Source organism: Streptomyces sp. NPDC050658, from assembly GCF_044457025.1.
Classification (GTDB): Bacteria; Actinomycetota; Actinomycetes; order Streptomycetales; family Streptomycetaceae; genus Streptomyces.
This window is the reverse complement of record NZ_JBITGM010000001.1, coordinates 1,404,651-1,429,283: the sequence shown is the minus strand read 5'-3', so window position 1 is coordinate 1,429,283 and position 24,633 is coordinate 1,404,651. Positions and strand designations below refer to the sequence as shown.

At 69.7% G+C, this 24,633-nt stretch carries 27 protein-coding genes and 1 riboswitch; of the genes, 20 read left to right on the top strand and 7 right to left on the bottom strand.

Annotated features, from left to right (window positions below; translation table 11 throughout):
* Nucleotides 1-26: 26 nt before the first annotated feature.
* Entirely contained in the window at nucleotides 27-500 is a 474-nt protein-coding gene (locus ACIBKX_RS06385) for an SsgA family sporulation/cell division regulator (RefSeq protein WP_135330846.1), read from the bottom strand.
* A 242-nt stretch (nucleotides 501-742) separates the two neighbouring features.
* On the opposite strand from ACIBKX_RS06385, the gene ACIBKX_RS06380 reads away from it, so the two are divergent.
* Complete coding sequence (locus tag ACIBKX_RS06380; RefSeq protein ID WP_363271977.1) at nucleotides 743-2,263, top strand: RDD family protein; 1,521 nt, start codon at nucleotides 743-745, stop codon at nucleotides 2,261-2,263.
* Between the two features lie 295 nt (nucleotides 2,264-2,558).
* A complete protein-coding gene (locus ACIBKX_RS06375) occupies nucleotides 2,559-3,179 on the top strand; it encodes an RDD family protein (protein ID WP_363271976.1) in 621 nt (206 codons plus the stop codon).
* 49 nt (nucleotides 3,180-3,228) lie between these two features.
* Here ACIBKX_RS06375 and ACIBKX_RS06370 read toward each other — a convergent pair whose 3' ends face one another.
* The gene (locus ACIBKX_RS06370; protein WP_363272058.1) at nucleotides 3,229-3,510 is read right to left on the bottom strand and encodes a hypothetical protein; all 282 of its coding nucleotides are present in this window, start codon (nucleotides 3,508-3,510) and stop codon (nucleotides 3,229-3,231) included.
* A 513-nt stretch (nucleotides 3,511-4,023) separates the two neighbouring features.
* Between ACIBKX_RS06370 and ACIBKX_RS06365 the strand changes: the two genes are divergently transcribed.
* Both ACIBKX_RS06365 and ACIBKX_RS06360 read left to right on the top strand, forming a co-directional pair.
* Nucleotides 4,024-6,441 (top strand): immune inhibitor A domain-containing protein, encoded by a 2,418-nt coding sequence (locus ACIBKX_RS06365; RefSeq protein ID WP_363271975.1) that lies wholly within the window; start codon nucleotides 4,024-4,026, stop codon nucleotides 6,439-6,441.
* Nucleotides 6,442-6,588: 147 nt separating this feature from the next.
* On the top strand, nucleotides 6,589-6,918 hold the full coding sequence (locus tag ACIBKX_RS06360) for a hypothetical protein (protein WP_363271974.1): 330 nt from the start codon (nucleotides 6,589-6,591) through the stop codon (nucleotides 6,916-6,918).
* 15 nt (nucleotides 6,919-6,933) lie between these two features.
* Here the strand turns inward: ACIBKX_RS06360 and ACIBKX_RS06355 are convergent, their stop codons facing one another.
* Together ACIBKX_RS06355 and ACIBKX_RS06350 are read right to left on the bottom strand one after the other, a co-directional pair.
* Nucleotides 6,934-7,518, bottom strand: a complete 585-nt coding sequence (locus ACIBKX_RS06355) for an isochorismatase family protein (protein ID WP_363271973.1) — start codon at nucleotides 7,516-7,518, stop codon at nucleotides 6,934-6,936.
* Nucleotides 7,519-7,659: 141 nt separating this feature from the next.
* Nucleotides 7,660-8,988 carry a nicotinate phosphoribosyltransferase gene (locus ACIBKX_RS06350; RefSeq protein ID WP_363271972.1) on the bottom strand — a complete coding sequence of 443 codons (1,329 nt, stop codon included), beginning with the start codon at nucleotides 8,986-8,988 and terminating at the stop codon, nucleotides 7,660-7,662.
* 80 nt (nucleotides 8,989-9,068) lie between these two features.
* Between ACIBKX_RS06350 and clpS the strand changes: the two genes are divergently transcribed.
* The 10 genes from clpS to ACIBKX_RS06300 all read left to right on the top strand — a co-directional run bounded on the left by clpS (nucleotide 9,069) and on the right by ACIBKX_RS06300 (nucleotide 17,004).
* The gene (clpS, locus tag ACIBKX_RS06345; RefSeq protein ID WP_363271971.1) at nucleotides 9,069-9,383 is read left to right on the top strand and encodes an ATP-dependent Clp protease adapter ClpS; all 315 of its coding nucleotides are present in this window, start codon (nucleotides 9,069-9,071) and stop codon (nucleotides 9,381-9,383) included.
* Between the two features lie 70 nt (nucleotides 9,384-9,453).
* On the top strand, nucleotides 9,454-10,050 hold the full coding sequence (locus ACIBKX_RS06340; RefSeq protein WP_363271970.1) for a DUF2017 domain-containing protein: 597 nt from the start codon (nucleotides 9,454-9,456) through the stop codon (nucleotides 10,048-10,050).
* A gap of 400 nt (nucleotides 10,051-10,450) precedes the next feature.
* Nucleotides 10,451-11,920, top strand: coding sequence for an amino acid permease (locus ACIBKX_RS06335; protein WP_363271969.1), 1,470 nt, complete (start codon nucleotides 10,451-10,453; stop codon nucleotides 11,918-11,920).
* A gap of 101 nt (nucleotides 11,921-12,021) precedes the next feature.
* Complete coding sequence (locus ACIBKX_RS06330) at nucleotides 12,022-12,444, top strand: M67 family metallopeptidase (RefSeq protein WP_363271968.1); 423 nt, start codon at nucleotides 12,022-12,024, stop codon at nucleotides 12,442-12,444.
* Nucleotides 12,408-12,565: riboswitch (cobalamin riboswitch) on the top strand. It overlaps the preceding gene by 37 nt.
* 66 nt (nucleotides 12,566-12,631) lie before the next feature.
* Nucleotides 12,632-13,600 carry an ABC transporter substrate-binding protein gene (locus ACIBKX_RS06325; RefSeq protein WP_363272057.1) on the top strand — a complete coding sequence of 323 codons (969 nt, stop codon included), beginning with the start codon at nucleotides 12,632-12,634 and terminating at the stop codon, nucleotides 13,598-13,600.
* Nucleotides 13,597-14,625, top strand: a complete 1,029-nt coding sequence (locus tag ACIBKX_RS06320; protein WP_363271967.1) for an iron ABC transporter permease — start codon at nucleotides 13,597-13,599, stop codon at nucleotides 14,623-14,625. Before ACIBKX_RS06325 ends, ACIBKX_RS06320 begins: the two co-directional genes overlap by 4 nt.
* Complete coding sequence (locus tag ACIBKX_RS06315; protein WP_363271966.1) at nucleotides 14,622-15,440, top strand: ABC transporter ATP-binding protein; 819 nt, start codon at nucleotides 14,622-14,624, stop codon at nucleotides 15,438-15,440. Before ACIBKX_RS06320 ends, ACIBKX_RS06315 begins: the two co-directional genes overlap by 4 nt.
* 69 nt (nucleotides 15,441-15,509) lie before the next feature.
* On the top strand, nucleotides 15,510-15,611 hold the full coding sequence (locus ACIBKX_RS06310) for a putative leader peptide (protein WP_336605789.1): 102 nt from the start codon (nucleotides 15,510-15,512) through the stop codon (nucleotides 15,609-15,611).
* A 154-nt stretch (nucleotides 15,612-15,765) separates the two neighbouring features.
* Nucleotides 15,766-16,044 carry a MoaD/ThiS family protein gene (locus ACIBKX_RS06305; protein ID WP_363271965.1) on the top strand — a complete coding sequence of 93 codons (279 nt, stop codon included), beginning with the start codon at nucleotides 15,766-15,768 and terminating at the stop codon, nucleotides 16,042-16,044.
* A 6-nt stretch (nucleotides 16,045-16,050) separates the two neighbouring features.
* The gene (locus ACIBKX_RS06300; protein ID WP_363271964.1) at nucleotides 16,051-17,004 is read left to right on the top strand and encodes a cysteine synthase; all 954 of its coding nucleotides are present in this window, start codon (nucleotides 16,051-16,053) and stop codon (nucleotides 17,002-17,004) included.
* A gap of 214 nt (nucleotides 17,005-17,218) precedes the next feature.
* Here the strand turns inward: ACIBKX_RS06300 and ACIBKX_RS06295 are convergent, their stop codons facing one another.
* Entirely contained in the window at nucleotides 17,219-17,665 is a 447-nt protein-coding gene (locus ACIBKX_RS06295; protein ID WP_363271963.1) for a type II toxin-antitoxin system PemK/MazF family toxin, read from the bottom strand.
* A 259-nt stretch (nucleotides 17,666-17,924) separates the two neighbouring features.
* Between ACIBKX_RS06295 and ACIBKX_RS06290 the strand changes: the two genes are divergently transcribed.
* The gene (locus ACIBKX_RS06290) at nucleotides 17,925-18,677 is read left to right on the top strand and encodes an MBL fold metallo-hydrolase (RefSeq protein WP_363271962.1); all 753 of its coding nucleotides are present in this window, start codon (nucleotides 17,925-17,927) and stop codon (nucleotides 18,675-18,677) included.
* Nucleotides 18,678-18,750: 73 nt separating this feature from the next.
* On the opposite strand, the gene ACIBKX_RS06285 is transcribed toward ACIBKX_RS06290, so the two are convergent.
* Both ACIBKX_RS06285 and ACIBKX_RS06280 read right to left on the bottom strand, forming a co-directional pair.
* Nucleotides 18,751-20,016: a PTS transporter subunit EIIC gene (locus ACIBKX_RS06285; protein WP_363271961.1), complete on the bottom strand. Its 1,266-nt coding sequence runs from the start codon at nucleotides 20,014-20,016 to the stop codon at nucleotides 18,751-18,753.
* Between the two features lie 255 nt (nucleotides 20,017-20,271).
* Complete coding sequence (locus tag ACIBKX_RS06280) at nucleotides 20,272-21,558, bottom strand: PTS transporter subunit EIIC (protein ID WP_363271960.1); 1,287 nt, start codon at nucleotides 21,556-21,558, stop codon at nucleotides 20,272-20,274.
* Nucleotides 21,559-21,782: 224 nt separating this feature from the next.
* Here ACIBKX_RS06280 and ACIBKX_RS06275 point away from each other — a divergent pair, with 224 nt between their 5' ends.
* From ACIBKX_RS06275 to rdgB, 5 genes are all read left to right on the top strand, one after another.
* Nucleotides 21,783-22,016, top strand: coding sequence for a PTS glucose/sucrose transporter subunit IIB (locus tag ACIBKX_RS06275; protein ID WP_363271959.1), 234 nt, complete (start codon nucleotides 21,783-21,785; stop codon nucleotides 22,014-22,016).
* A gap of 105 nt (nucleotides 22,017-22,121) precedes the next feature.
* Complete coding sequence (gene rph / locus ACIBKX_RS06270; RefSeq protein ID WP_363271958.1) at nucleotides 22,122-22,871, top strand: ribonuclease PH; 750 nt, start codon at nucleotides 22,122-22,124, stop codon at nucleotides 22,869-22,871.
* A gap of 126 nt (nucleotides 22,872-22,997) precedes the next feature.
* A complete protein-coding gene (locus tag ACIBKX_RS06265) occupies nucleotides 22,998-23,390 on the top strand; it encodes a hypothetical protein (RefSeq protein WP_363271957.1) in 393 nt (130 codons plus the stop codon).
* Between the two features lie 177 nt (nucleotides 23,391-23,567).
* On the top strand, nucleotides 23,568-23,963 hold the full coding sequence (locus ACIBKX_RS06260; RefSeq protein WP_363271956.1) for a hypothetical protein: 396 nt from the start codon (nucleotides 23,568-23,570) through the stop codon (nucleotides 23,961-23,963).
* Nucleotides 23,964-23,991: 28 nt separating this feature from the next.
* Nucleotides 23,992-24,597 carry an RdgB/HAM1 family non-canonical purine NTP pyrophosphatase gene (gene rdgB, locus ACIBKX_RS06255; RefSeq protein WP_363271955.1) on the top strand — a complete coding sequence of 202 codons (606 nt, stop codon included), beginning with the start codon at nucleotides 23,992-23,994 and terminating at the stop codon, nucleotides 24,595-24,597.
* Nucleotides 24,598-24,633 lie beyond the last annotated feature (36 nt).

Sequence of the window (24,633 nt, the reverse complement as noted above, 5' to 3'; positions counted from 1 at the left end):
CGCTGTCGCCCCCGTGGCGGCGGAGCTCACTCACCGTCCTTGGACTCGTCGCTCGGCCACGGGTCGCGCAGCCAGAGGTCGTCGGCCGGGGTCGGTGTGAGCAGCTCGGCGAGGCCGTCGTCGATGCCGAGCCGCTCAGCCTCAGAGCCCGGAGGGACCACCCGCAGCGTGCGCTCGAGCCAGGCGGAGACGGCGGGCGCGGGCGCCTCCAGGAGGGCGTCACCGTCGGGTGAACTCAGCGCCATCAGGACGACGCTGCGCCCCTCCACCTTCGTCGGCCAGACCCGGACGTCTCCGTGGCCGCAGGGCCTGAACACCCCCTCGACCAGGAGCTCGCGGGCGAACGTCCAGTTCACCGGGTGCTCGGAGCCGATGTGGAAGGCGATGTGGACGGCGTACGGGTCGTCGGTGCGGTAGGTCAGCCGGGCCGGGACGGGGATGGCCCGCTCCGGGGAGAGGACGAGTTTGAGTTCGAGCTCGCGTTCCACCACGGTGTGCATGACGGTCGTTCCTTCCTTGTCGGGGCCCTGGGAGCGGACCCGTGCAAGGAGAGAGCGCGAGGTGGGCACAGCATTACGCGACTTCCGGAAACTTTTTTCGCGGATCCTGAAGTGTCCCTGAATGCGGAGCCTGAAGTGTCCCCGGATAGGGGGCGGTCGGGCGGGACCCGCGCAGGCACGGGCGGAGGTCTGATAGATGTGGAGCCTCAAAAAGACCCCCGAGCAGATACGGGACGACGGACATGAGCGCCCCAACTCCGGCCCCAGGTGACGACAGGCCCCGCGAAGGCTACTACCCCGATCCGTCCATTCCCGGATATGTCCGGTACTGGAACGGCGGGTCCTGGGTGCCCGGTACGAGTCGTCCCGCCCCGTCCGACGGCGAACCGCTGCCCGCACCGCCCGGCGCGGCGGCGGCACCGGTGATTCCGGCGGCCGCCACGCCGCCCGCGACGCCGGCCGCGTCCGCCGAGGCCCCCGCCGAGGAGACCGGTCCGGTCTTCTTCGACGAGGAGCCGATGCCGGAGCCGCCCGCGTCCGACGCCCAGCACGGCGCGCGGCCCGAGCCCGCATCCGCGTGGCAGGCCGACGCGGCGCGGCAGGCGGGGCTCGGCGGCGAGCAGGACCGCAAGGTGTCGTGGGGCGCGGCCGGGCAGGGCGAGCCGCGGGACCCGCGCGTCCCGAGCGAGCGCCCGGCCCGGCCGGAGGCTTCGGGTGAGCACGGCCCCGGCACGGTGCAGATCCGCGCGATCAAGCCGGGCGGCGCGAAGGCCAAGCCGGACGCCGCTGCCTCCGCTGCCCCCACTGCCCCCACTGCCCCCGCCGCCCCCGCCAGGCCGACGCCTCCGCCGACCGACGGGACCGTCACGTTCCGCAGGCCCAGCGGCCCGGTGCGGCCCGCCGGAGCGAGCGAGGAGCCGTCGCCCGGCACGGAGGGCACGATGGCGATCAGGGCGCTGCGTCCGGGCCAGGGCAACCGGCAGTCGGCGGTGCCTCCGCAGCAGTCCGCGGCACCCGCACCCGCACCGGCACCTGCCCCCGCCCCGACGCCGTCCCCGACGCCGTCCCAGGCCCCCGCCCAGCCGTCCGTTCCGCAGCAGGGCGGCGCGCACGGCGGTATGCCCTCGCCGGTGACCTCCGGGCCCGGTGGCGGCTCGCCCTCCTGGGCCCAGCAGGTCCATCAGCTCGCCGAGGCCGACGACCAGGCGCAGCAGCAGCCCGTGGTGCCGTGGAAGCCGGTCGCCGACGACCCGTTCCTCGCGGCGGCGCAGGCGCAGGCGGCGGCGCGTCCGGCGGGGCTCGGCAAGCGGTTCGCGGCGCGGCTCATCGACACGGTCGTACTGGCGGCGGTGACCGGGGCGGCGGCGCTGCCGCTCGGCACGAAGGCGGCGGACCACGTCGACAGCAAGATCGACGCGGCGAAGATGTCCGGCGAGCAGGTCACGGTCTGGCTCCTGGACGGCACCACGGCGGGCTACCTGGGCATGGTCCTCGCGGTCCTGCTCGTCTTCGGCGTCCTCTACGAAGCCCTGCCGACGGCCAAGTGGGGCCGCACGCTGGGCAAGAAGCTGCTGGGGCTCGAGGTGCGGGACATGGGCGAGCACGAGGCCCCGTCGTTCGGGGCGGCGCTGAAGCGGTGGCTGGTGTACGCGGTGCCGGGTGTGCTTGTGATCGGCGTGGTGGGCGTCCTGTGGGCGGTCTTCGACCGTCCGTGGCGCCAGGCCTGGCACGACAAGGCGGCGGGAACGTTCGTGGCGGGGTGACCCTGGGATTCCGGTCCGTCCTGCGGGGCCAGGGCCTGTCCGGCGGATCTTGCCCGGGACGCGGCGGCCCGGCACGCGCAGCTGCGGCGTTGTCGTCAGTCACCATCGCTGTCGTCAGTCACCATCGCTCCGCGATGCCTCGATCCTCCGCCTTGCGGCTGCACGCACCAGACCACCGCTCACCGGCAGAGACAAGGCACCGCCCACAGCAGTCGGCCGGATCCGCCGGACAGGCCCTAACCCGTACAGCCCCTCGCCGGATGCGCCCGCATTCCCTTCGGGGTCGACTCGGCCCATGAGTACCGAACCGCCGCCCTATCCGCCGCCCCCGGACGACGACAACGACCCGTTCAAGAAGCAGCCGCCGCCGTCCGGCGGCGGGTCTCCCTACGACGCTCCGCCGCCGCCGTACGCAGGTGACCCCTACGGCGGCCGTGCCGGGTACGGGGCGCAGGATCCGCTCGCCGGGATGCCGCCGCTGGGGGACAGCGGGAAGCGGGTGCTCGCCCGCATCATCGACATGATCCTCGTCGGCGTCGTCGTCTGGCTGCTCTCCTGGCTCTTCGGCACCAACGAGTTCGACGTCGACCCCGACGACGTCGAGTACGGCAAGAGCTTCGGCCAGTCCCTGCTCGCCGCCGTGCTCTACATCGCGTACGACAGCTTCCTGATCTCGAAGACGGGCCAGACCCTCGGCAAGAAGTGGCTCGGGCTGAGGGTCGCGAACCTCAACGACGGGGCGACCCCCACCCTGCAGACCGCGCTCGCCCGCGCGGCCGTCCTGTGGATCCCGTTCGCGTTCTGCTGTGCCTGCATCTGGACGGCCATCTGCGGCGGCTGGAGCTTCTTCGACAAGCCCTACAAGCAGGGCCTGCACGACAAGGCGGCCAAGACGGTGGTGGTCAGCACCACCTAGGTCCGGTCGGCACCACCCGGCGGCGGCACCGACAGCGGGCCCGTGAACCTCACGGGCCCGCTGGTTCGCGTACGGACTCGGCGAGCACGGGAGCCGCGGCCCGCTGGACCGGCACCCGCTCCTCGGCGGCACGGACGACGGGGGCGGCGGGCGCCGCGGGTTTCGGCTGGGGCACCGTCATCGCCACCAGTAACCCGAGGCCGAGCGCGGCGACGGCTATCACCGCCACCCCGATTCCCGAACTCGTCTGGGAGAGCAGCAGCATGGCGAGCGTCGAGAAGACGACGGTCACCGTGCCGTAGGTGAGCTGGGCGGGGGTGGGACGAGGCAGCGGCATGGGACGAGGCATGGCGTCATCAGTCCTCGGAAAAAGCGGATGCGGAGGGGGTGTCGAACCGTATGAGTCGTGCTGTATAACGATGGACCCAAAGTGCTGTACACGAATCAAAGGGTGCTGGGCGACGGCGACTTGGGAAGTGCTGTCACGCGCTGTAGCACGCCGTCGATTGACTCTATTCCGCTGCATGCCCGACGGGAACGAGCGGTAAGCGTGACCTAACCCACGGTGCCGCAGCACAGGGGGCGCACGGGTTCATGGCGTCCACCAAGTGGACGTCGGGGCGCGCCCATTGGTCATCCGGGGGTCATGCGGGAGGGGAGTCCGCGCATGTCCGCATAGCGGATCTCCGCGCCTGCATAGTGCACTTGGCCTGTTCAAGTCAAGGTCTGTCTTTTCTCTGGCATCTCCGGTCGAATGTCGTCACTTGTGACGCGTATCGCGCGCGGACCTCCTCCGACCGGGATTCGTCCGCCCCCGCGCGGACGCGGGGGAGGACAGCATCAAGTGACAGTCAGAAGACGGACGTTCAGAGCCACCGCGGCCGCAGTGGCGATGGCCGCAGCAGCCGCCACGTTCTCGGCCGCCACCGCATCGGCCGAGGACGGCGATCAGGCATCGGGTGCGCCGGCCATCGACCGGCAGGACCCGGGCAGGGCCAAGGCTCAGGTCGACCACGACCTCGAAGGGCCGTTCAGCAAGGAGCAGGCCAAGCAGCGCGAGGCGGCCCTGGAGCAGGTCATCGCGGGCGACGCCAAGGTCCAGAAGCGCGACGGCTCCCAGGTCGTGAAGCTCGACGACAAGAAGTACGTCGAGCTCGGCCGGGAGAAGACCGACAAGATCTTCACGATCCTGGTGGAGTTCGGGGACAAGGTGGACGACACCACCATGTACGACCCCGACGGTCCCGACGGCCCCGAGGCGCCGGTCAAGAAGTACGGCGGCAAGCCGGGCCCGGCGCACAACAAGATAGCCGAGCCGGACCGTGCCAAGGACAACAGCACGGCCTGGCAGAAGGACTACAACCAGAAGCACTTCCAGGACCTCTACTTCGGTGAGGGCAAGGACGCGGACGGCAAGACCAAGCACTCCCTCAAGACCTACTACGAGAAGACCTCCTCCGGCCGGTACTCGGTCGACGGCGAGGTCTCCGACTGGGTCAAGGTCGACTACAACGAGGCGCGCTACGGCTCCAATTACTGCGGCGACACCAACTGCGCCAACGTCTGGGACGCGGTGAAGGACGGCGTCACCGCCTGGACCAAGGACCAGAAGGCCCAGGGCCGCACGGACGCCCAGATCAAGGCCGACCTCGCCAAGTACGACCTGTGGGACCGCTACGACTTCGACGGCGACGGCAACTTCAACGAGCCCGACGGGTACATCGACCACTTCCAGATCGTGCACGCCGGCGAGGACGAGTCGGCCGGCGGCGGCGCCGAGGGCAAGAACGCCCTCTGGGCGCACCGCTGGTACGCGTACGGCAACGACGCGGGCAAGACCGGTCCGGCCGACAACAAGGCGGGCGGCACGCAGATCGGCGACTCGGGCATCTGGGTCGGCGACTACACGATGCAGCCGGAGAACGGCGGCCTCGGCGTCTTCGCCCACGAGTACGGCCACGACCTCGGTCTGCCGGACCTGTACGACACCACGGGCAAGGCCGAGAACTCGGTCGGCTTCTGGTCGTTGATGTCGGCCGGTTCCTGGCTCGGCACCGGCAAGGACGCCATCGGTGACCTGCCCGGCGACATGACCGCCTGGGACAAGTTCCAGCTGGGCTGGCTCGACTACGCCAAGGCGAAGGCGGCGACCAAGTCGACGCACAAGCTGGGTGTCGCGGAGTACAACACCAGGAACAAGCAGGCGCTCGTCGTCGAGCTGCCCAAGAAGAAGGTCACCACCACGGTCGTGAAGCCCACCGAGGGCTCCAAGCAGTGGTGGAGCGACCAGGGCGACGACCTCAAGAACACCCTGACCCGGTCGGTCGACCTGACCGGCAAGACCAAGGCCGAGCTGACGCTCGACGGTTGGTGGGACATCGAGGCCAACTACGACTGGCTCTACACCGAGGTCTCGACGGACGGCGGCGCCAACTACACGCCCGTGGACGGCACCGCGGACGGCAAGGCCATCCCGCGCGACGCCGGTGACAAGCCCGCGTTGACGGGTCCCTCGGGCGCGTACAAGAAGCTGGTCTTCCCGCTCGACGCGTACGCCGGCAACAAGATCGACATCCGTTTCCGGTACGCGACGGACGGCGGCGCCGGTGGCAAGGGCTTCGCCGCCGACAACCTCGCCGTGACGGCGGACGGCGCGAAGGTCTTCGAGGACGGCGCCGAGGGCGACGACAACGGCTGGACGGCCAAGGGCTTTTCGCGCATCGGCGAGTCCTTCACCAAGGACTACGACCAGTACTACCTCGCGGAGAACCGCCAGTACGTGTCGTACGACAAGACCCTGAAGGTCGGCCCGTACAACTTCGGCTTCTCCAAGACCCGTCCGGACTGGGTCGAGCACTACGCGTACCAGACCGGCCTGATGGTCTGGCAGTGGGACACCTCGCAGAAGGACAACAACGTCAGCACGCACCCCGGCCAGGGTCTGATCCTGCCGGTGGACGCGCACGCCAAGCCGCTGAAGTGGGCGGACGGCACGTTGCTCCGCAACAAGATCCAGCCGTTCGACGCGCCGTTCTCCAAGTACGGGACGGCCGCGTTCACGCTCCACAACGCGGACGTGGCGCTGAAGATCAAGTCCCAGAAGGGCGTCCCGGTCTTCGACGACCACAAGGGCACCTACTGGTTCAAGGAGAACCCCACGGGAAGCGTGAAGGTCACTGACACCAACACCCAGATCAAGATCGTCAAGCAGCCGAAGGATGGCTCCTCGATCACGGTCCAGGTGGCTCCCTCGGTGAAGTAGTTCGCGTTTTCGCAGGTCAAACCATGATCGGCCGTCGCCCTCTAGCGGGCGGCGGCCGATCGTGTTTAGGTGCGTGCTGTGGATTTCTTATTGACGCGGGGTCCGGCCAGGGGCTCCGTGCGATGTCTCACGGGGGTGTGATCAGCCATGTCCGCAGGAGGTTTCAGCAGGCTGCCGAACGGCACCGTGGTGGTGGCCATGACACTGCCGAGCCCGTCGGCGGGCGGCGGCAACGTCCGCATCATCGTGCACGCGGTGAACCGGGCCAGGGCGCTGACGCGGCTGCGGAACCTGGGCCTGCGCGCGGTCTATCTCCGCGGCAACGCGGAGCCGCCTACTCCGGATGAGATCACGGCGGTCCTTCATCATCCCGACGGGTTGATATGGCGTACGGCGCCGGACGGCGCCGAGGAGCTGTGGCACCCCATCAGAGCCCTGATGCGGCAGAGACCGGGGTTCCGGCCGTCGGAGGTGTGACAAGCCGCCGGGAGGCTAGACGACCGGCTTCCCGGTCAGCTCCACCCCCGCCTCCCGCAGCTCCTCCAGCGCCCGCTCGGTCGTCTCCTTCGAGACGCCCGCCGTGAGGTCCAGGAGGACCACCGTGTGGAAGCCCTCGCGGGCCGCGTCCAGGGCCGTGGCCCGTACGCAGTGGTCCGTGGCGATGCCCACCACGTCCACCTCGGTGATCTGCCGGGCCCGCAGCCAGTCCGCCAGCGGGACGTCGTTCTCGTCGACGCCCTCGAAACCGCTGTAGGCGGCCGTGTAGGCCCCCTTGTCGAAGACCGCTTCGATCGCCCCGGAGGCGACGACCGGCGCGAAGTTCGGGTGGAAGCCGACGCCCTCCGTCCCCGCCACGCAGTGCCGGGGCCAGGAGCGGACGTAGTCCGGGTGCTCGGAGAAGTGGTCGCCCGGCTCGATGTGGTGGTCGCGGGTGGCCACCACGTGGCGGTAGCCCGCCGGGGCCTGGCCGATCAGCTCGGTGATGGCGGCGGCCACGTCGGCGCCCCCGGCGACCGCGAGGCTGCCGCCCTCGCAGAAGTCGTTCTGCACATCGACGACGATCAGAGCGCGGCGCATCGGGTGTCCTTCGGTCGGCAGGGCTGGCTGGTAGGTGCGGGGACTCGGCCGGATGAACCGAGCGTAGAGACTTCCGTTCCGTTGCGGGAGGGGGCGTTCGGCTGCCCCGGCGTACGAGGCGCCGAACGTACTCCGCGGCGGTCAGACGTACTCCGTGGGAATGACCGCCTCGCCCTTCGACAGCTGCGTGGCCGAGAGCGGAAGGCGGGCGCGGGCCGCCGCGTGCCGGTCGCGGACCGCGTCCAGCGGCTCGCGGGCCACCACCTCGCCGCCCTTGACCAGCTCGACGAGGAGCTGGTGGTCGGCGAGCTCCACCGGCACCGGTCCGGTGCCGATCACCTCGGCCTCGGCGACCCCGTGCTCGTCGGGCCGCCGCGCGGCCCACTTGCGGCCGCCGATCGACGTCTTGCCGCCCGACGACTTCTTGGCCACCGGCTCCAGTGGGGCCTTGGGGTCCGCGGAGTGCGCGCGGGCCACCAGTTTGTAGACCATCGAGCAGGTCGGGTGCCCGGACCCGGTGACCAGCTGGGTGCCCACGCCGTACGCGTCCACCGGCGCCGCGGCGAGCGAGGCGATGGCGTACTCGTCGAGGTCGGAGGTGACCACGATCTTGGTCTTCGTGGCGCCCAGCTCGTCCAGCTGCTGACGCACCCGGTGCGCGACCAGGAGCAGGTCGCCCGAGTCGATGCGGACCGCGCCAAGATCGGGCCCGGCGACCTCGACGGCCGTGCGGACGGCCTCGGTCACGTCGTACGTGTCGACGAGCAGCGTCGTGCCGGGGCCGAGCGAGGCGACCTGGGCCTCGAAGGCGTCGCGTTCGTTGTCGTGCAGCAGGGTGAAGGCGTGCGCGGACGTGCCGACCGTGGGGATGTCGTAGCGGAAGCCGGCCGCCAGGTCGGATGTGGTGGTGAAGCCTCCGACGTACGCGGCACGCGAGGCGGCGACGGCGGCCAGCTCGTGCGTACGCCGTGCGCCCATCTCGATCAGCGGGCGCTCACCGGCGGCCGAGGCCATCCGGGAGGCGGCGGCCGCGATCGCCGAGTCGTGGTTGAGGATGGAGAGGATCACCGTCTCCAGGAGCACGCACTCGGCGAAGGAGCCCTCGACGCGCAGCACCGGCGAGCCGGGGAAGTAGACCTCGCCCTCCGGGTAGCCCCAGATGTCACCGCGGAAGCGGTACGAGGCGAGCCACTGCAGGGTCTCCTCGTCGACGACGCGCCGCTCGCGCAGGAAGCCGATGACGTCCGCGTCGAAGCGGAAGTTCTCCACGGCGTCCAGGACCCGGCCGGTTCCGGCCACCACTCCATAGCGCCGCCCCTCGGGCAGTCTGCGGGTGAAGACCTCGAAGACGGAGCGCCGGTCGGCGGTGCCGGCCTTCAGCGCGGCCTGCAGCATCGTCAGCTCGTAGTGGTCGGTGAAGAGCGCCGTCGACGGAACATCCACCGGCAGCCCAAGGTCCGCTGTGTTCATATGAGGGATGCTACCCCGCATCTCGTCACTCTGACGATTTCCTGGGCCCATTTGTGCGAGGCCCCCCTACGGGTGGCAGCATGGGTCAAGTGAGTACGGCTCCCGCAGAGATCACACGCCCGGAATCGGACGAAGAGACGTTCGCCGTCCCCGAACCGGACGTCCCCTGGATCACGCTCGTGCACAACGACCCGGTCAACCTGATGAGCTACGTGACGTACGTGTTCCAGACGTACTTCGGGTACTCGAAGGACAAGGCCACGAAGCTGATGATGGATGTGCACCACAAGGGCCGGGCCGTCGTGTCCACCGGCACGCGCGAGGAGATGGAGCGCGACGTGCAGGCCATGCACGGATACGGGCTGTGGGCCACCCTCCAGCAGGACCGCAAGTAGCGGTCCTCCCCAGCAGGACCGCAGACAGCAGGCCGACAGCAGCAGTGGACCGGAAGCAGCGACGCATCTGATGCCAGGACAATTCGAAGCGATCCCCGGGGGCGGCGCCGCCGTCGCGCTCGACGAGGTCGAGATCTCGATCATCCGTTCCCTCGCCGTCCAGCTCCTGGAGCTGATCGGTCCGGGCCCGGCCGAGGACGCCTCCGACGACCCGCTCGCCGAGCTGTTCGCGGAGGGCCCCAGCGAGCCGCCGACCGATCCGGTGCTGCAGCGGCTGCTTCCCGACGCATACGGCGGTCCGGGCAGCGAGAAGGACGACGGCGACGAACTGCGGGCGTACTCCGCGGAGTTCAGGCGCTTCACCGAGAACGACCTGCGGGCCAAGAAGCGCGACGACGCCCTGGCCGTGATCCGTTCCCTGGACTCCATGACGGCGGCGGGCGACGGCGGGGCCGTCCTGAAGCTGTCCGCGGAGGAGTCCCGGCACTGGCTCGGCGCCCTCAACGACCTGCGGCTCGCGATCGGCGCTCGCCTCGAGGTCACCGACGAGGAGGACACGGACCTCCTCTATCAGCTGCCGGACTCCGATCCGCGCAAACCGATGGTGATGGCCTATTTGTGGCTGGGTGGTCTGCAGGAAACGCTGGTCAGCACGTTGCTGGTGTGACCGGCGGTGCGGTCGGCGGTGCGGTCGGCGGTGCGGTCGGCGGTGTGACGAGGACGGCACCGCGCGGCCGGAAATCGATGTAGTCGGCACCTTTTAACAGGTGTTCGCTCAGCGGATCCTCAAATCCGGATAACGATCGCGTCACTTCAATGCCCGCGTATGCCACACCAAGGGAATTTTGTCCGCTTCTTCCAGTGGTGTGCGCCACACGCCGCTCAGTCGATCACTGTCACGGCCGTGATAAATCTTCACGACCACTCGGTGACGCCACCCATGTCGCCGAGGGCGCTCGGACCGGCAGACCGCCGGTAGCACTCCATCCATATCCGGGGGGATCAGGACCTGATCCGTGGCCATACGCAGACTGCGGGCACGGATCAGCGTGGAGAAAGGCGTCACCATGACCTCAGTGCAGGTCGAAGAGCATCACGACGGCAATGAGGCCGTAAAGGCCGGTTCGGACGGCACGTCCGGCGAGGGCTATCAGCGCGGGCTCGGAGCCCGGCAGATCCAGATGATCGCGATCGGCGGTGCCATCGGCACCGGCCTGTTCCTCGGCGCGGGCAAGGCCATTCACAAGGCCGGTCCGAGCCTCATCCTGGCGTACGCCATCGCCGGCCTCGTCATCTTCTTCATCATGCGCGCCCTGGGCGAGCTGCTCATGTACCGCGCGGTGTCGGGCTCCTTCTCGGAGTACGCGCGCGAGTTCATCGGCCCCTTCTTCGGCTACGTGACCGGCTGGACGTACTGGCTCTTCTGGGTCGTCACCGGCATCACGGAAGTCACGGCGGCCGCCCAGTACATGCAGTTCTGGACACATGACTCCATTCCGCAATGGGCGTACGCGCTGATCTTCACGGTCATCCTGTACGGCGCCAACCTGATCTCCGTGAAGCTCTTCGGCGAGCTCGAGTTCTGGTTCTCGATGGTCAAGGTCACCGCGATCATCGGCATGATCCTCATCTGCGCCGGCATCCTCACCATCGGCTTCTCCGACGCCGGTGACACCGCCTCCGTGACCCACCTGTGGGACCAGGGCGGCTTCTTCCCGAACGGCATCGGCTCCACGCTGATGACGCTGCAGATCGTGATGTTCGCCTTCCTCGCCGTCGAGCTGGTCGGCGTCACCGCGGGCGAGTCCAAGGACCCGAAGACCGTCCTGCCCAAGGCCATCAACACCGTGCCGTGGCGCATCGCCGTCTTCTACGTCGGCGCGCTGATCATGATCCTGTCGGTCGTGCCGTGGACGAGCTTCGTGCCGGGCGTCTCCCCGTTCGTCGCCGCCTTCGACAAGATGGGCCTCGGCGTCGGCGCCGCGATCGTCAACTTCGTCGTCCTGACGGCCGCGCTCTCGTCCTGCAACTCCGGCATGTACTCCACCGGCCGCATGCTGCGCGACCTGGCGCTGAACGGCCAGGGCCCGCAGTTCTTCACCAAGCTCACGAAGAACGGCCTGCCGCTGGTCGGCACCACCTTCTCCGCCGCGCTGATGCTCGTCGGCGTGTGGATCAACTACCAGTGGCCGGGCGAGGCGTTCAACTACGTCGTCTCCTTCGCGACCATCTCCGGCATGTGGGCCTGGATCATGATCCTGGTCTGCCAGATCAAGTACCGCCGCAAGTCGGACCGCGGCGAGCTGCCGAAGTCGACCTTCCGGGCGCCGGGAGCTCCGTTCACCAGCTGGTTCGCGCTGCTCTTCATCGGCATGGTGATCGTGATGATGGGCATCGACAAGGACGCCCGCATCTCGCTCTACGCGGCCCCGGTCTGGGCGCTGATCCTGGGCGTCGGCTACCTGGTCATGAACAGGCGCAACGGTCAGGCGACGGGCGGCGGCGAGTCCGCGCCGCAGGACGCGATCAAGTCCTGACGCTCGCCTGATGCGGGCCGGACTGCGGCCCGGTCCCAGCATGTGGGCCCACCCGTACCACTCCTCGGTACGGGTGGGCCCCTCTGCTTATCCTGGCTCCCATGCTGACCCTGACCCAGGCCCTCCACGACCAGATCGTCGCGCACGCGCGCCAGGACCACCCCGACGAGGCCTGCGGCGTGGTCGCGGGTCCCGCGGGCAGCGGACGCCCCGAGCGGTTCATCCCGATGCTGAACGCGGCCCGCTCGCCCACGTTCTACGAGTTCGACTCGACCGACCTGCTCAAGCTCTACCGCGAGATGGACGACCGCGACGAGGAGCCGGTGATCGTCTACCACTCGCACACGGCGACCGAGGCCTACCCCTCGCGCACCGACATCACGTATGCGAACGAACCCGGCGCGCACTACGTCCTGGTCTCCACGGCGGACACCGACGGCGCCGGCGAGTTCCAGTTCCGCTCGTACCGGATCGTCGAGGGCGAGGTCACCGAAGAAGAGGTGAAGGTCGTCCAGGCATACTGAGCCTCACCTTTGAGGCGGCAGGACCCAGGAAGCCGGTGCGAATCCGGCGCGGTCCCGCCACTGTGACCCCGCCCTCCCCGGGCGGGTCAGTCAGGAACTGACCTGCCGCCTTCTCCCACGGATACAAGGGACGCGGAATCCCTTGGAGGAGGCAAGCCCGGTCATGCCCATACCCATGTCCATGCCCATGTCCCACCGCCTGCGCGCGCTCACCGCCGCGGCCCTGCTGGTCCCGCTCGCCGCGTGCTCGTCGTCCGCGGACTCCGGGAAGGACGGCTCCGGAGCGGGCCCGAAGGCCGCGGGATTCCCGTACACCGTCACCAACTGCGGCGTGAAGACGACGTACGACGCACCCCCGAAGCGCGCCGTGACGATGAACCAGCACGCCACGGAAGTGATGCTGGAGCTGGGCCTCGCCGACCGCATGGCGGGCACGGCCTATCTGGACGACAAGGTCCTCCCGAAGTACGCGAAGGCGTACGGGGACATCCCGGTCGTCGCCAAGGAGTACCCCTCCTACGAGAAGCTCCTGGCCGCGAACCCCGACTATGTCTACGGCGGTTACGCGAGCGCCTTCCAGGCGGGCGAGGGCCGCAGCCGCACCGCACTCGCCAAGTCCGGCATCGACAGCCGCCTCAACGTGGAGGGCTGCGCGAAGCGGCCGGTGTCGATGGACGACGTGTACCGCGAGGTGCGGGAGGTCGGCAGCACGTTCGGGGTGCGGGAGCGGGCGGACCGGTGGGTGAGCGCGGCGAAGCGCGAACTGGCCGCGACGGAAGGCAGGTCGAAGGACCGCGACCCCGTCCCGGTCTTCGTGTACGACAGCGGGGACAAGTCGGCGTTCACCCTGGGCGGCCGGGGGATCGGCAACGACATCATCAAGCGTGCGGGCGGCCGCAACGTCTTCGAGGACCTGGACAGGTCCTTCGGCGACGCCTCCTGGGAGTCGGTCGTCGACCGCAGGCCGGAACTGATCGTGATCCTCGACTACGGCGGCACGACCGTGGCCCAGAAGAAGCGCCGCCTTCTGGACGACCCGGTCCTGGCGGACGTCCCCGCCATCAGGCACAAGCGCTTCGCGGTGCTGCCCCTGTCGGACGCGGTGACGGGGGTGCGGGCACCGGCGGCGGTGAAGAAGCTGGCGGACCAGCTGTGAGGTTCTCTTTCGGGGCGGTCGTCGCCGGGCTCCTCCTGGCCCTCGCGGCGGCGGCGACCGCCGGACTGGCCCTGGGCTCGGTCCGTATCCCCGTGGCCGACGTCCTGGAGATCCTCGGCGGCGGAGCCGACCCCTCCCCGTTCCGCACGATCGTCCTGGACGTGAGACTCCCCAGAGTCCTGCTCGGCGCGGTCGTCGGCGCGGGCCTGGCCGTCATAGGCACGGTCCTCCAGGCGCTGGTGCGAAACCCCCTGGCGGACCCCTTCCTCCTGGGTGTCTCCTCCGGCGCCTCGGCCGGGGCCGTGGTGGTGATCGTCCTCGGCAGCGCCTTCGGCCTGGGCGCGGGCCTCGCCACCACCGTCACGATCCCGGCGGCAGCCTTCGCCGGGGCCCTGTTCTCCCTGGCCCTCGTCTACGCCCTGGCCCGCGCGGGGGGAAACTTCGCCACCGGCCGGCTGATCCTCGCCGGAGTCGCCGTCTCGTACATCCTCTCCGCCCTGACCAGCCTGATCCTGGTCACCGCGGACAGCGCGGACCACCTCAAGGAAGTCCTGTACTGGACGCTCGGCGGGCTCGGCAGCGCCCGCTGGGACATGCTGGCGCTGCCCGCGGGCGTACTGCTCGTCGGCACGGCGCTGCTCGTCGCCCTGGCCCGCCCGCTGGACCTGCTCCTCGTCGGCGAGGAGGGCGCCACGGTGCTCGGCCTGGACACGGCCCGGTTCCGGGCGGCCGTCTTCGTCCTGGCGTCGCTGCTGACCGGCGTACTCGTCGCGTACAGCGGAGCGATCGGCTTCGTCGGCCTGATGGTGCCGCACGCCGCCCGGATGCTGGTCGGCGCCGCGCATCGCGCGCTGCTTCCGGTGGCGGCGCTGATGGGCGCGGTGTTCCTGGTGGCGGCGGACCTCGCGGCACGCACGGTCGCCGCACCGCAGGACATCCCGGTGGGGGTGCTCACGGCGCTGACCGGCGGCCCGTTCTTCCTGTGGCTGCTGCGCGGGAGCCGGAGCGGGGAGGCCGTCATATGACCGTCCTGCGTACGGAGAACCTCTCCTACCGGGTACCGGGGCCGGGCGGCCGCCTCCTCGTCGACGACGTCACCCTGCACGCCGCCGATGGCGAGACCATCGGCATCGTCGGCCCCAACGGCAGCGGCAAGACGACCCTGCTGCGCTGCGTGTACGGCACCCTCGCGCCCACCGGCGGCCGCGTCCTCCTGGACGGCGACGACCTGGCGGGCCGGTCGGCGAAGGAACGGGCCCGCAAGATCGCCACGGTCCCGCAGGACGGCCAGGGCGGATTCGAGCTCACCGTCCGGCAGATCGTCGCGATGGGCCGCTCCCCGCACAAGCGCTTCTGGGAGGCGGACACGGCGCGGGACGATCGACTGGTCGACGCGGCGCTGCGCCGGGTCGGCGCGGACGGCCTCGCCCACCGCACGTTCGCCCGTCTCTCCGGCGGCGAGCGGCAACGCGCCCTGGTGGCAAGGGCGTTGGTGCAGGATCCGGCCGTGGTCGTCCTGGACGAGCCGACCAATCACCTGGACATCCGCCACCAGCTGGAGATCCTCGGCCTGGTCCGCGATCTGGGCACGACGAATCTGCTGGCCCTGCACGACCTCAATCTGGCGGCGTACTACTGCGACCGTCTGTACGTCCTGCGGGACGGCCGCCTGGCCGCGTCGGGCGCCCCGAAGGAGGTCCTGACCGGCCAGCTGCTCGCGGAGGTGTACGGGGTGGCGGCGGAGGTGGCGGTGCATCCGGCGACGGGGGCGCCGACGGTGACGTATCTGCCGTCGCGCGGACTGCCGGCCACGGGCGCCGACGGCCCGGCATCCACGTGATGGACGTAAATCGTCCGCGATGTGAGATCACATTCCAGAACCCGGACCGGGAATCGATACGATGACCGCATGGTTCCCCACGACGTGAGCGACAAGATGCCGGGCATGCTGCTCGTTGCGCGTCTGCACGTCGATTTGTGCAGGCTCTCGAGCGCGATCTGTTCGCGCTGACCGCTGCCGCCGTACGGCCGTGAGCCGCGGCGCACCCGTGCGTACCGGGCACCCGCACATACGCACCCGCACCGAAGCACCCGCACTGACGCACCCGCACGACCGGGCCGCCGCGCGCCCACCCACGTGACTTCTTCCGACAGGAGCCCCAGCCATGGCCATCGAGGTCCGCATCCCGACCATCCTCCGCACCTACACCGACGGCGCCAAGGCCGTCGAGGGCAGCGGGGACACCCTTGCCGCGCTCTTCGCCGACCTCGACTCGCGGCACGCGGGCATCGCCGAGCGCATCGTGGACGGCGACAAACTGCGCCGCTTCGTGAACGTGTACCTGAACGACGAGGACGTCCGCTTCCTGGACGGCATCTCCACCAAGCTCACCGACGGCGACAACGTCACGATCCTGCCGGCCGTGGCCGGCGGCATGGTCTGATCCCGGATGCCCCGCTACGACTCCCCGCTGGCGGCGGTGGGCAATACGCCCCTCGTCCGCCTGCCGCGGCTCTCCCCCTCCGACGACGTCCGCATCTGGGCGAAGCTGGAGGACCGTAACCCGACCGGTTCCATCAAGGACCGCCCGGCGCTCCACATGGTGGAACAGGCCGAGAAGGACGGCCGGTTGACGCCCGGCTGCACGATCCTGGAGCCGACCTCCGGCAACACCGGCATCTCGCTGGCGATGGCGGCGAAGCTCAAGGGCTACCGCATCGTGTGCGTCATGCCGGAGAACACCTCGCAGGAGCGGCGCGACCTGCTCGCCATGTGGGGCGCGGAGATCATCTCGTCCCCCGCGGCGGGCGGCTCCAACACCGCCGTCCGGGTCGCGAAGGAGCTGGCGGCGGAGCACCCGGACTGGGTGATGCTCTACCAGTACGGGAACCCGGACAACGCGGGGGCGCACTACGCGACGACGGGCCCGGAGATCCTCGCGGACCTCCCCTCCGTCACCCACTTCGTGGCGGGGCTCGGCACGACGGGCACGCTGATGGGCGTGGGCCGCTATCTGCGCGAGCAGAAGCCGGACATCAAGATCGTCGCGGCGGAGCCGCGCTACGACGACCTGGTCTACGGCCTGCGCAACCTGGACGAGGGCTTCGTCCCCGAGCTGTACGACGCCTCGGTCCTGACGACCCGCTTCTCGGTCGGCTCGGCGGACGCGGTGACGCGTACGCGCGAGCTGCTCCAGCAGGAGGGGATCTTCGCGGGTGTCTCCACGGGCGCCGCGCTGCACGCCGCGATCGGCGTCGGCAAGAAGGCCGTGGCGGCGGGGGAGACGGCGGACATCGTCTTCGTGGTCGCGGACGGCGGCTGGAAGTACCTCTCGACGGGCGTCTACACGGCCCCGACCACAGAGGCGGCCATCGAGACCCTCCAGGGCCAGCTCTGGGCGTGACTCCGCGGGGCTAGCTCTGGGGGTGACCCTGCCGCGCAGGTTCTGGGCGTGACATTCCGCGGCTCCGCCGTGTGACGGGCTCCGCCCCAGACCTCGCTCCTCGAACGCCGGACGCCGGACGTGCTGAATCTTCCAGCCCGTCCGGCGTTCGAGGACGAACTCGGCGGAGCCGCGACATGCCTCAGCCAGGACGGGGGCGGGGGCGGGGAATCGCCTACCCCGCCAGGTACCGCACCTGGTCCCACAGCGTCGGATCCACGACGCCGGCTCGTCTGCGGAACTCCCACACGGGTACGTCCCTCAGCTCGTCCGTCTCCAGGAAGCTGGGGCGGCCGTGCGTGTCCCCGACCGAGCCGGGCGGCAGCGGGATCACCCCGGGCCGCTCGTCGTGGTACTTGCTGGTGATCTTCGCGACCACCGCCGTCTCGCCCCGCACGGAGAGCACCAGGCACGGCCGGTCCTTGCCGCCGGGCCCGTCCTCGTACGGCACCCGCGCCCACCAGATCTCCGCGGGCCGCGGCCCGGGCATCGGCCCGCGGGCCCCGCGCGGCCGCGTCGCCGTGGTCCGCCCGCGCGGCCCGCGACCCCAGCCGTCCACCAGCACGGCGACCACGGCAAGCACCACCACAGCGCCGAGCGCGAGCCACCATGACGTATCCATACCGCTGACGGTACCGGCGCCCACCCGCTCCCGCGCTCCGCCCCCGTGAGCCCCCCGAACCGGTGACAGCGCAGGTGAGTTCCCCCACAACGGCCCGCGACGGAGGAGCGACCGGCACTTTTGCGCCTTACGCTCGACGGATCGAAGGTTCGAGGGTTCGAAGGCTCTTCGAGGGTTCGGAGGACTGACGGACCCCGCGCGGTCTCCCTCCCGCACGCCCCCGCACAACCCCCGTTTCGCCCCCGGAGGTTCCAGCTCCATGAAGCTCACCGTCGTCGGCTGCTCGGGGTCGTTTCCCTCCGCGGACTCGGCCTGCTCGAGCTACCTCGTCGAGGCCGACGGCTTCCGGCTGCTGCTCGACATGGGCAATGGCGCCCTGGGCGAGCTGCAGCGCCATGTCGGTCTCTACGACCTCGACGCGATCTTCCTCAGCCATCTGCACGCCGACCACTGCATCGACATGTGCGCCTATTTCGTGGCGCGCTACTACCGCCACGAGGGCGGCCGCTGCGCCCCCATCCCGGTCTACGGCCCGGAGGGCACGGAACAGCGCCTGACGACGGCGTACGCGGACACGCCGTCGGCCTCCTCGATGAGCGAGGTCTTCGACTTCCACACGGTCAAGCCGGCCTCCTTCGACATCGGCCCCTTCACGGTCCGCACGGAGAAGATGCGGCACCCCGTGGAGGCGTACGGCATCCGTGTCGAACACGGCGGTACGTCCCTGACGTACTCGGGAGACACCGGCCCCTGCGACGGCCTGGACGAACTCGCTCACGACACCGATCTGTTCCTCTGCGAGGCGGCCTTCACGCACGGCAAGGAGAACATCCCCGACCTGCACCTCAACGGCCGCGAGGCGGGCGACTCGGCCCGGCGTGCGGGCGCCCGGCGGCTGCTGCTCACGCACATCCCGCCGTGGACGGACCCGCAGGTGAACCTGGCGGACGCACGGGCGGTGTACGACGGCCCGACGGAGATCGCGGCGCCGGGCAGGTCGTACGAGATCTAGGCCGGTCCTCAGGGACAGCGAGGGCCCCGCACCGTGGAGACGGTGCGGGGCCCTCTGCGTCGAGCGAGGCGTGCTACTTCGACTCGGCCTTCAGGAGCTCGGCCAGCTCCTCGTCGGACTCGCGGCCCGGCGTCGGCAGGTTCCACTTGGTGATCGCGAAGCGGAACACCGCGTAGTAGACCGCGGCGAAGCAGAGGCCGACGAGGACGAGCATCCAGGGCTTGGTCGCGATGCCCAGGTTGAGGAAGAAGTCGATCGCACCGGCCGAGAAGCCGAAGCCGTCCTTCATGCCGAGGGCCCAGGTCAGGGCCATGGAGATACCGGTGAGCACCGCGTGGACCGCGTACAGGACCGGAGCGATGAACATGAAGGTGAACTCGATCGGCTCGGTCACACCGGTCACGAACGCGGTGAGCGCGAGCGAGAACATCATGCCGCCGACGACCTTGCGGCGCTCGGGGCGGGCGCAGTGCACGATCGCGAGGCAGGCCGCCGGGAGGGCGAACATCATGATCGGGAAGAAGCCGGTCATGAACTGTCCCGCGGACGGGTCGCCCTGGAGGAAGCGGGCGATGTCACCGCTCTTGCCCTCGTACGAACCGGCCTGGAACCACGGGAAGGAGTTCAGCAGGTGGTGCATGCCGACGGGGATCAGCGCGCGGTTGACGACACCGAAGATGCCCGCGCCCACGGCGCCGGAACCGACGAGCCACTCGCCGAAGTTGTGCAGACCCGTGCCGAGGACCGGCCAGATGTAGCCGAAGATGATGCCGATGAACAGACCCGCGAAGGCGGAGAGGATCGGGACCAGGCGGCGGCCGCCGAAGAAGCCCGCCCAGTCGGGCAGCTTCGTCCGGTAGAACTTCTGGTACAGCAGTGCCACGACGATGCCCATGACCACACCGCCGAGGACCTTGGCGTCCACGGGTGCGTCCACCATGACGACCTTGCCGTCGACGGCGGTGGCGACCTTCGGCAGGTTCTTGTCCGTGAAGGTGCCGAGCACCTTCTGGAACACCAGGTAGCCGGTGACGGCCGCGAGGGCGGTCGAGCCGTCGGACTTCTTGGCGAAGCCGATCGCGATGCCGACGGCGAACAGCAGCGCCATGTTGTCGATGATCGCGCTGCCACCGGCCGCCATGAAGGTGGCGATCTTGGTGATGAACTCAGGGAAGGACTCGCGCCCCAGCATGTCGGGCTGGCCGAGGCGGATGAGCAGGGCACCTGCGGGCAGCACGGCGACCGGCAGCATCAGGCTGCGGCCGATGCGCTGCATGACAGCCATCGCGCCGGCGCCCTTCTTCTTGTCGGCCGCGGGGGCGGCACTGGCCGTGGACACAACTTCCTCCAGTGGGCAAGGCGCCGCCTGGGGACATGGAAGTGGGGGACGGCGGCGTCTCCGGGGGCCGCGGCGGGACGGCCGCGTGGTCTACACCAGTAGTGGTGTAGACCTGTTGTAGCACGGTGAAGGTGACGTAAGGAACCCACGAGGTTTGTGGGGTCGGCCATAACGCGAAATGAACGGGAATAGACCCCGGGAAGGCAGGCGAAAGGCCCCCGGACCGTGGGTCCGAGGGCCTTGGTGAGCCGGTGGTCAGGCCTTGGTGATGTCCTCGACCTCGTCCTCCGGCTCGCGTCCCGGGGTCTTCAGGTCGAACTTGGTGATCGCGAAGCGGAAGATGACGTAGTACACCACCGCGAAGCACAGACCGATCGGAATGATCAGCCATGGCTTGGTGGCCAGGCCCCAGTTGATCACGTAGTCGATGAGGCCCGCGGAGAAGCTGAAGCCGTCCTTGACGCCCAGGCCCCAGGTGACCGCCATCGAGACGCCGGTGAGCACCGCGTGCACCGCGTACAGCAGGGGCGCGATGAAGACGAAGGAGTACTCGATCGGCTCGGTGATGCCCGTGACGAACGAGGTCAGCGCCAGCGAGACCATCATGCCGCCGACCGCCTTGCGCCGCTCGGGCCGCGCGCAGTGGTACATCGCGAGGCAGGCCGCGGGCAGGGCGAACATCATGATCGGGAAGAAGCCGGTCTGGTAGATGCCGGCGCTCGGGTCCCCGCTGAGGAACATGTTGATGTCGCCGTGCACGGTGGTGCCGTCCGGCTTGGTGTACGAGCCGAACTGGAACCACAGCGGGACGTTCAGGAACTGGTGCAGGCCGATCACCAGCAGCGCGCGGTTGGCGACGCCGAAGATGCCCGAGCCCCAGGCGCCCAGGTCCTGCAGCCAGTTGGAGAAGCTCTCCAGGCCGTCACCGATCGGCGGCCAGATCCACAGGCACAGCGCCGCGAAGACGATGCCGATGAACGCCATGATGATCGGGACGAGCCGGCGGCCGTTGAAGAAGCCGAGCCAGGAGACCAGCTTGGTGCGGTGGAAGCGGACCCAGAAGAACGACGCGAGCAGGCCCATGATGATGCCGCCGAAGACGCCCGGGTTCTGGTACGTGAAGGCGGTGACGGTGTTGTCCGCCGCCTGACAGCCCGTCGCCACCGCCTTCGCCCCGTCGGCGCAGTCCACCGGGAACTGGTGCAGCACGCCCCGGTAGACGAGGAAGCCGGCCACCGCCGCGAGCGCCGTCGAGCCGTCCGCCTTCTTGGCCATGCCGATCGCGACGCCGATGCAGAACAGCAGCGGAAGCCCCAGGTCGGCGTCGAGCAGGGCGCCGCCCGCGCCCGCGAACACCTTGGCGACATCGGTCCAGCCGAGGCCGTCGTCACCGAACACGTCGGGCTGGCCGAGGCGGTTGACGATGCCCGCTGCGGGGAGCACGGCGATGGGCAACTGCAGGCTGCGCCCCATTTTCTGGAGCCCCTGGAAGAAGTTGTTCCAGGGGCTCGGCCGGGGTACTGCGGCAGCGTTCGCGCTCATGGGCGTCCTCCCGGAACAAAGCCAGGTTTGGCGGTCGTTGAAAACTGGTGTAGACCAGTTGCGGAACGGGCGGAGGTGGCGTCCCGAGCGGGGGCGACACCTTGATCGTCATCATTGGGCACGACTGCCGTAACCGCCCGCGAAGATGCTCCAACCGTGCGTTACCGTGACAAAGCGGACCTACGGTGTGGTGAGGCCGCGTCCTTAAGAACAGGGAGAACACCATGGCCAGCAAGGCTGAGAAGATCGTTGCCGGGCTCGGCGGCATCGACAACATCGAAGAGGTCGAGGGCTGCATCACCCGCCTCCGCACCGAGGTCCACGACCCGAGCAAGGTCGACGACGCCGCCCTGAAGGCCGCCGGCGCCCACGGTGTCGTCAAAATGGGTACGGCCGTCCAGGTCGTCATCGGCACGGACGCGGACCCGATCGCCGCGGACATCGAAGACATGATGTGAGTTCCTGAACCCTGAGTTCCTGAACTGCCGCCGAGGGGCCCTTCCCCGACCATGACCCGACCAGGGGGAAGGGCCCCTCAGCCATGTCCGGATAGGCTCAGCCCCATGTCCTCTACGCCCCGCATCGACGGCCGCACCCCCGAACAGCTCCGCCCGATCACCATCGAACGCGGCTGGAGCAAGCACGCCGAGGGCTCGGTCCTCATCTCCTTCGGCGACACCAAGGTCTTCTGCACCGCCTCGGTCACCGAGGGCGTGCCGCGCTGGCGCAAGGGCAGCGGCGAGGGCTGGGTCACCGCCGAGTACTCGATGCTGCCGCGCTCCACCAACACCCGCGGCGACCGCGAGTCCGTACGCGGCAAGATCGGCGGCCGTACGCACGAGATCAGCCGGCTCATCGGCCGCTCGCTGCGCGCCGTCATCGACTACAAGGCGCTCGGCGAGAACACCATCGTCCTGGACTGCGACGTCCTCCAGGCCGACGGCGGCACCCGCACCGCCGCCATCACCGGCGCGTACGTCGCCCTCGCCGACGCCGTCGCCTGGGCCCAGGGCAAGAAGCTGATCAAGCACGGCCGCAAGCCGCTCACCGACACCGTCAGCGCCGTCTCCGTCGGCATCGTCGGCGGCGTACCGATGCTCGACCTGCGCTACGAGGAGGACGTGAAGGCCGACACCGACATGAACGTCGTGTGCACCGGCGACGGCCGCTTCGTCGAGGTCCAGGGCACCGCCGAGGCCGAGCCGTTCGACCGCAAGGAACTGAACGCGCTGCTCGACCTCGCGGTCGCCGGCTGCGACGAACTCGCCGCCCTGCAGCGCCAGGCGCTCGAGGCGACGCTCCAGAACGGCTGAATCACGTTGCCCGCGCCGCCCGTTGACGGCGGCCGGTCAACCCTCTGATCCCCGGCGGCGTTCACGGATACGACGGGCGCGCGGGCTAGGCCGCGCGCTCACCCGTGTCCCGGGAGGGCTTCACCCATGGCCGTGCGTCACCGCCGTCTCGTCGTCGCCACCGTCACGACCCTGCTCGTCGTCCCAGGAGCGCTGGGGCTCGCCGCCTGCGAGCCGGGCGACGCCGTGGACTGCGTCCGCGCGGCCGACGCGGTCTCCGACAGCGCCGACGCGCTGCGCAAGGCCGCCCAGGAGGCGGCCCTCTACCCGGAGAAGGCCGACGAATCCTTCGGCAACATCAAGTCGGACCTCGACGAGATCCGCGACAAGAACGACGACCAGGACATCCGTGACGCCGTCGACGAGATGAAGAAGGCCGTGGACAACGTCGAGGAAGCGGTCGACGAAGGCGACAGGACCCCGGACCTCGGCCCCGTGGTGACCGCGGCCCGTAAGGTCACCAAGGCCTGCACCCCGTAGGGTCACCCACAAGGTCCGGCCCAGACCCGACGCGACCGGGATCCGCAAGTGATCAAGTAAATGCACGGGTCACGGACCTGACAGGCAACCATCAGCCCCCTCGGGGGCGTTCTAACGAGTACGGGCGCGCGGGCCAAGCCGTGCGTCCGTCCGTACCCCCTGGGGAGGGACCGAACCATGGCCGCGCGCCACCGCCGTATCGCCACCGCCGTCGCCGCCGTCCTGATCGCCGTGCCGGCGGGCGTCGGGCTTGTCGGCTGCGACGCCGTCAACAAGGCGCTCGACTGCGTCCAGACCGCCGACGCCATCGCCGAGAGCGTCACCGACCTGCAGACGGCCGTCGAGAAGGCGGCCGATGACCCGACGCAGGCCGACAAGGCGCTCGACGACATCGGCAAGAACCTCGACGAGATCGGCGACAAGACCGACGACGCCGACGTCAACAAGGCCGTCGACGACGTGGACAAGGCCGTGGACAACGTCCGCCAGGCCATCAAGGACGGCGACGCCACGCCGGACATCTCTCCGGTGGTCGACGCCTCCGGCGAACTGACCAAGGTCTGCACGCCGTAGCGGAAACCGGGTGCGGATACTGGTGGGCATGACCCGCCTCATCCTCGCCACCCGCAACACCGGCAAGATCACGGAACTCAGGTCGATCCTCGCCGACGCAGGTCTGCCTCACGACCTCGTCGGCGCGGACGCCTACCCCGAGATCCCCGACGTCAGGGAAACCGGCGTCACCTTCGCCGAGAACGCCCTCCTCAAGGCCCACGCACTCGCCCAGGCCACCGGCCTGCCCGCGGTCGCCGACGACTCCGGCCTCTGCGTCGACGTGCTCGGCGGCGCCCCCGGCATCTTCTCCGCCCGCTGGGCGGGCAAGCACGGTGACGACAGCGCCAACCTGGAACTCCTCCTGGCCCAGCTCGGCGACATCGACTCCGACACCCACCGCGGCGCCCACTTCGCCTGCGCCGCCGCCCTCGCCCTGCCGGACGGCACGGAGCGAGTGGTCGAGGGCCAACTCAGGGGAGTGCTGCGCCACACCCCGTCCGGCACGAACGGCTTCGGCTACGACCCGATCCTCCAGCCGGAGGGCGAGACGCGGACGTGCGCGGAGCTCTCCCCGGAGGAAAAGAACGCGATCAGCCATCGGGGGAAGGCGTTCCGGGCGCTGGTGCCGGTGGTTCGGGAGTTGTTGGGCTGACTGGGCATAGGAACGGCCTGCGCATCGATCCGTCGA

What these genes read in the sequence shown, in the direction of transcription:
- ACIBKX_RS06385 (WP_135330846.1), bottom strand. Translation starts at nt 500, where the DNA reads ATGCACACCGTGGTGGAACGCGAGCTCGAACTCAAACTCGTCCTCTCC.
- ACIBKX_RS06340 (WP_363271970.1), top strand. Translation starts at nt 9,454, where the DNA reads ATGCCAGGACAATTCGAAGCGATCCCCGGGGGCGGCGCCGCCGTCGCG.
- ACIBKX_RS06380 (WP_363271977.1), top strand. Translation starts at nt 743, where the DNA reads ATGAGCGCCCCAACTCCGGCCCCAGGTGACGACAGGCCCCGCGAAGGC.
- ACIBKX_RS06305 (WP_363271965.1), top strand. Translation starts at nt 15,766, where the DNA reads ATGGCCATCGAGGTCCGCATCCCGACCATCCTCCGCACCTACACCGAC.
- ACIBKX_RS06280 (WP_363271960.1), bottom strand. Translation starts at nt 21,558, where the DNA reads ATGAGCGCGAACGCTGCCGCAGTACCCCGGCCGAGCCCCTGGAACAAC.
- ACIBKX_RS06290 (WP_363271962.1), top strand. Translation starts at nt 17,925, where the DNA reads ATGAAGCTCACCGTCGTCGGCTGCTCGGGGTCGTTTCCCTCCGCGGAC.
- clpS (WP_363271971.1), top strand. Translation starts at nt 9,069, where the DNA reads ATGGGTCAAGTGAGTACGGCTCCCGCAGAGATCACACGCCCGGAATCG.
- rph (WP_363271958.1), top strand. Translation starts at nt 22,122, where the DNA reads ATGTCCTCTACGCCCCGCATCGACGGCCGCACCCCCGAACAGCTCCGC.
- ACIBKX_RS06355 (WP_363271973.1), bottom strand. Translation starts at nt 7,518, where the DNA reads ATGCGCCGCGCTCTGATCGTCGTCGATGTGCAGAACGACTTCTGCGAG.
- ACIBKX_RS06275 (WP_363271959.1), top strand. Translation starts at nt 21,783, where the DNA reads ATGGCCAGCAAGGCTGAGAAGATCGTTGCCGGGCTCGGCGGCATCGAC.
- ACIBKX_RS06300 (WP_363271964.1), top strand. Translation starts at nt 16,051, where the DNA reads ATGCCCCGCTACGACTCCCCGCTGGCGGCGGTGGGCAATACGCCCCTC.
- ACIBKX_RS06330 (WP_363271968.1), top strand. Translation starts at nt 12,022, where the DNA reads ATGCTGACCCTGACCCAGGCCCTCCACGACCAGATCGTCGCGCACGCG.
- ACIBKX_RS06265 (WP_363271957.1), top strand. Translation starts at nt 22,998, where the DNA reads ATGGCCGTGCGTCACCGCCGTCTCGTCGTCGCCACCGTCACGACCCTG.
- ACIBKX_RS06310 (WP_336605789.1), top strand. Translation starts at nt 15,510, where the DNA reads ATGGTTCCCCACGACGTGAGCGACAAGATGCCGGGCATGCTGCTCGTT.
- rdgB (WP_363271955.1), top strand. Translation starts at nt 23,992, where the DNA reads ATGACCCGCCTCATCCTCGCCACCCGCAACACCGGCAAGATCACGGAA.
- ACIBKX_RS06350 (WP_363271972.1), bottom strand. Translation starts at nt 8,988, where the DNA reads ATGAACACAGCGGACCTTGGGCTGCCGGTGGATGTTCCGTCGACGGCG.
- ACIBKX_RS06375 (WP_363271976.1), top strand. Translation starts at nt 2,559, where the DNA reads ATGAGTACCGAACCGCCGCCCTATCCGCCGCCCCCGGACGACGACAAC.
- ACIBKX_RS06335 (WP_363271969.1), top strand. Translation starts at nt 10,451, where the DNA reads ATGACCTCAGTGCAGGTCGAAGAGCATCACGACGGCAATGAGGCCGTA.
- ACIBKX_RS06360 (WP_363271974.1), top strand. Translation starts at nt 6,589, where the DNA reads ATGTCCGCAGGAGGTTTCAGCAGGCTGCCGAACGGCACCGTGGTGGTG.
- ACIBKX_RS06325 (WP_363272057.1), top strand. Translation starts at nt 12,632, where the DNA reads ATGTCCCACCGCCTGCGCGCGCTCACCGCCGCGGCCCTGCTGGTCCCG.
- ACIBKX_RS06295 (WP_363271963.1), bottom strand. Translation starts at nt 17,665, where the DNA reads ATGGATACGTCATGGTGGCTCGCGCTCGGCGCTGTGGTGGTGCTTGCC.
- ACIBKX_RS06315 (WP_363271966.1), top strand. Translation starts at nt 14,622, where the DNA reads ATGACCGTCCTGCGTACGGAGAACCTCTCCTACCGGGTACCGGGGCCG.
- ACIBKX_RS06260 (WP_363271956.1), top strand. Translation starts at nt 23,568, where the DNA reads ATGGCCGCGCGCCACCGCCGTATCGCCACCGCCGTCGCCGCCGTCCTG.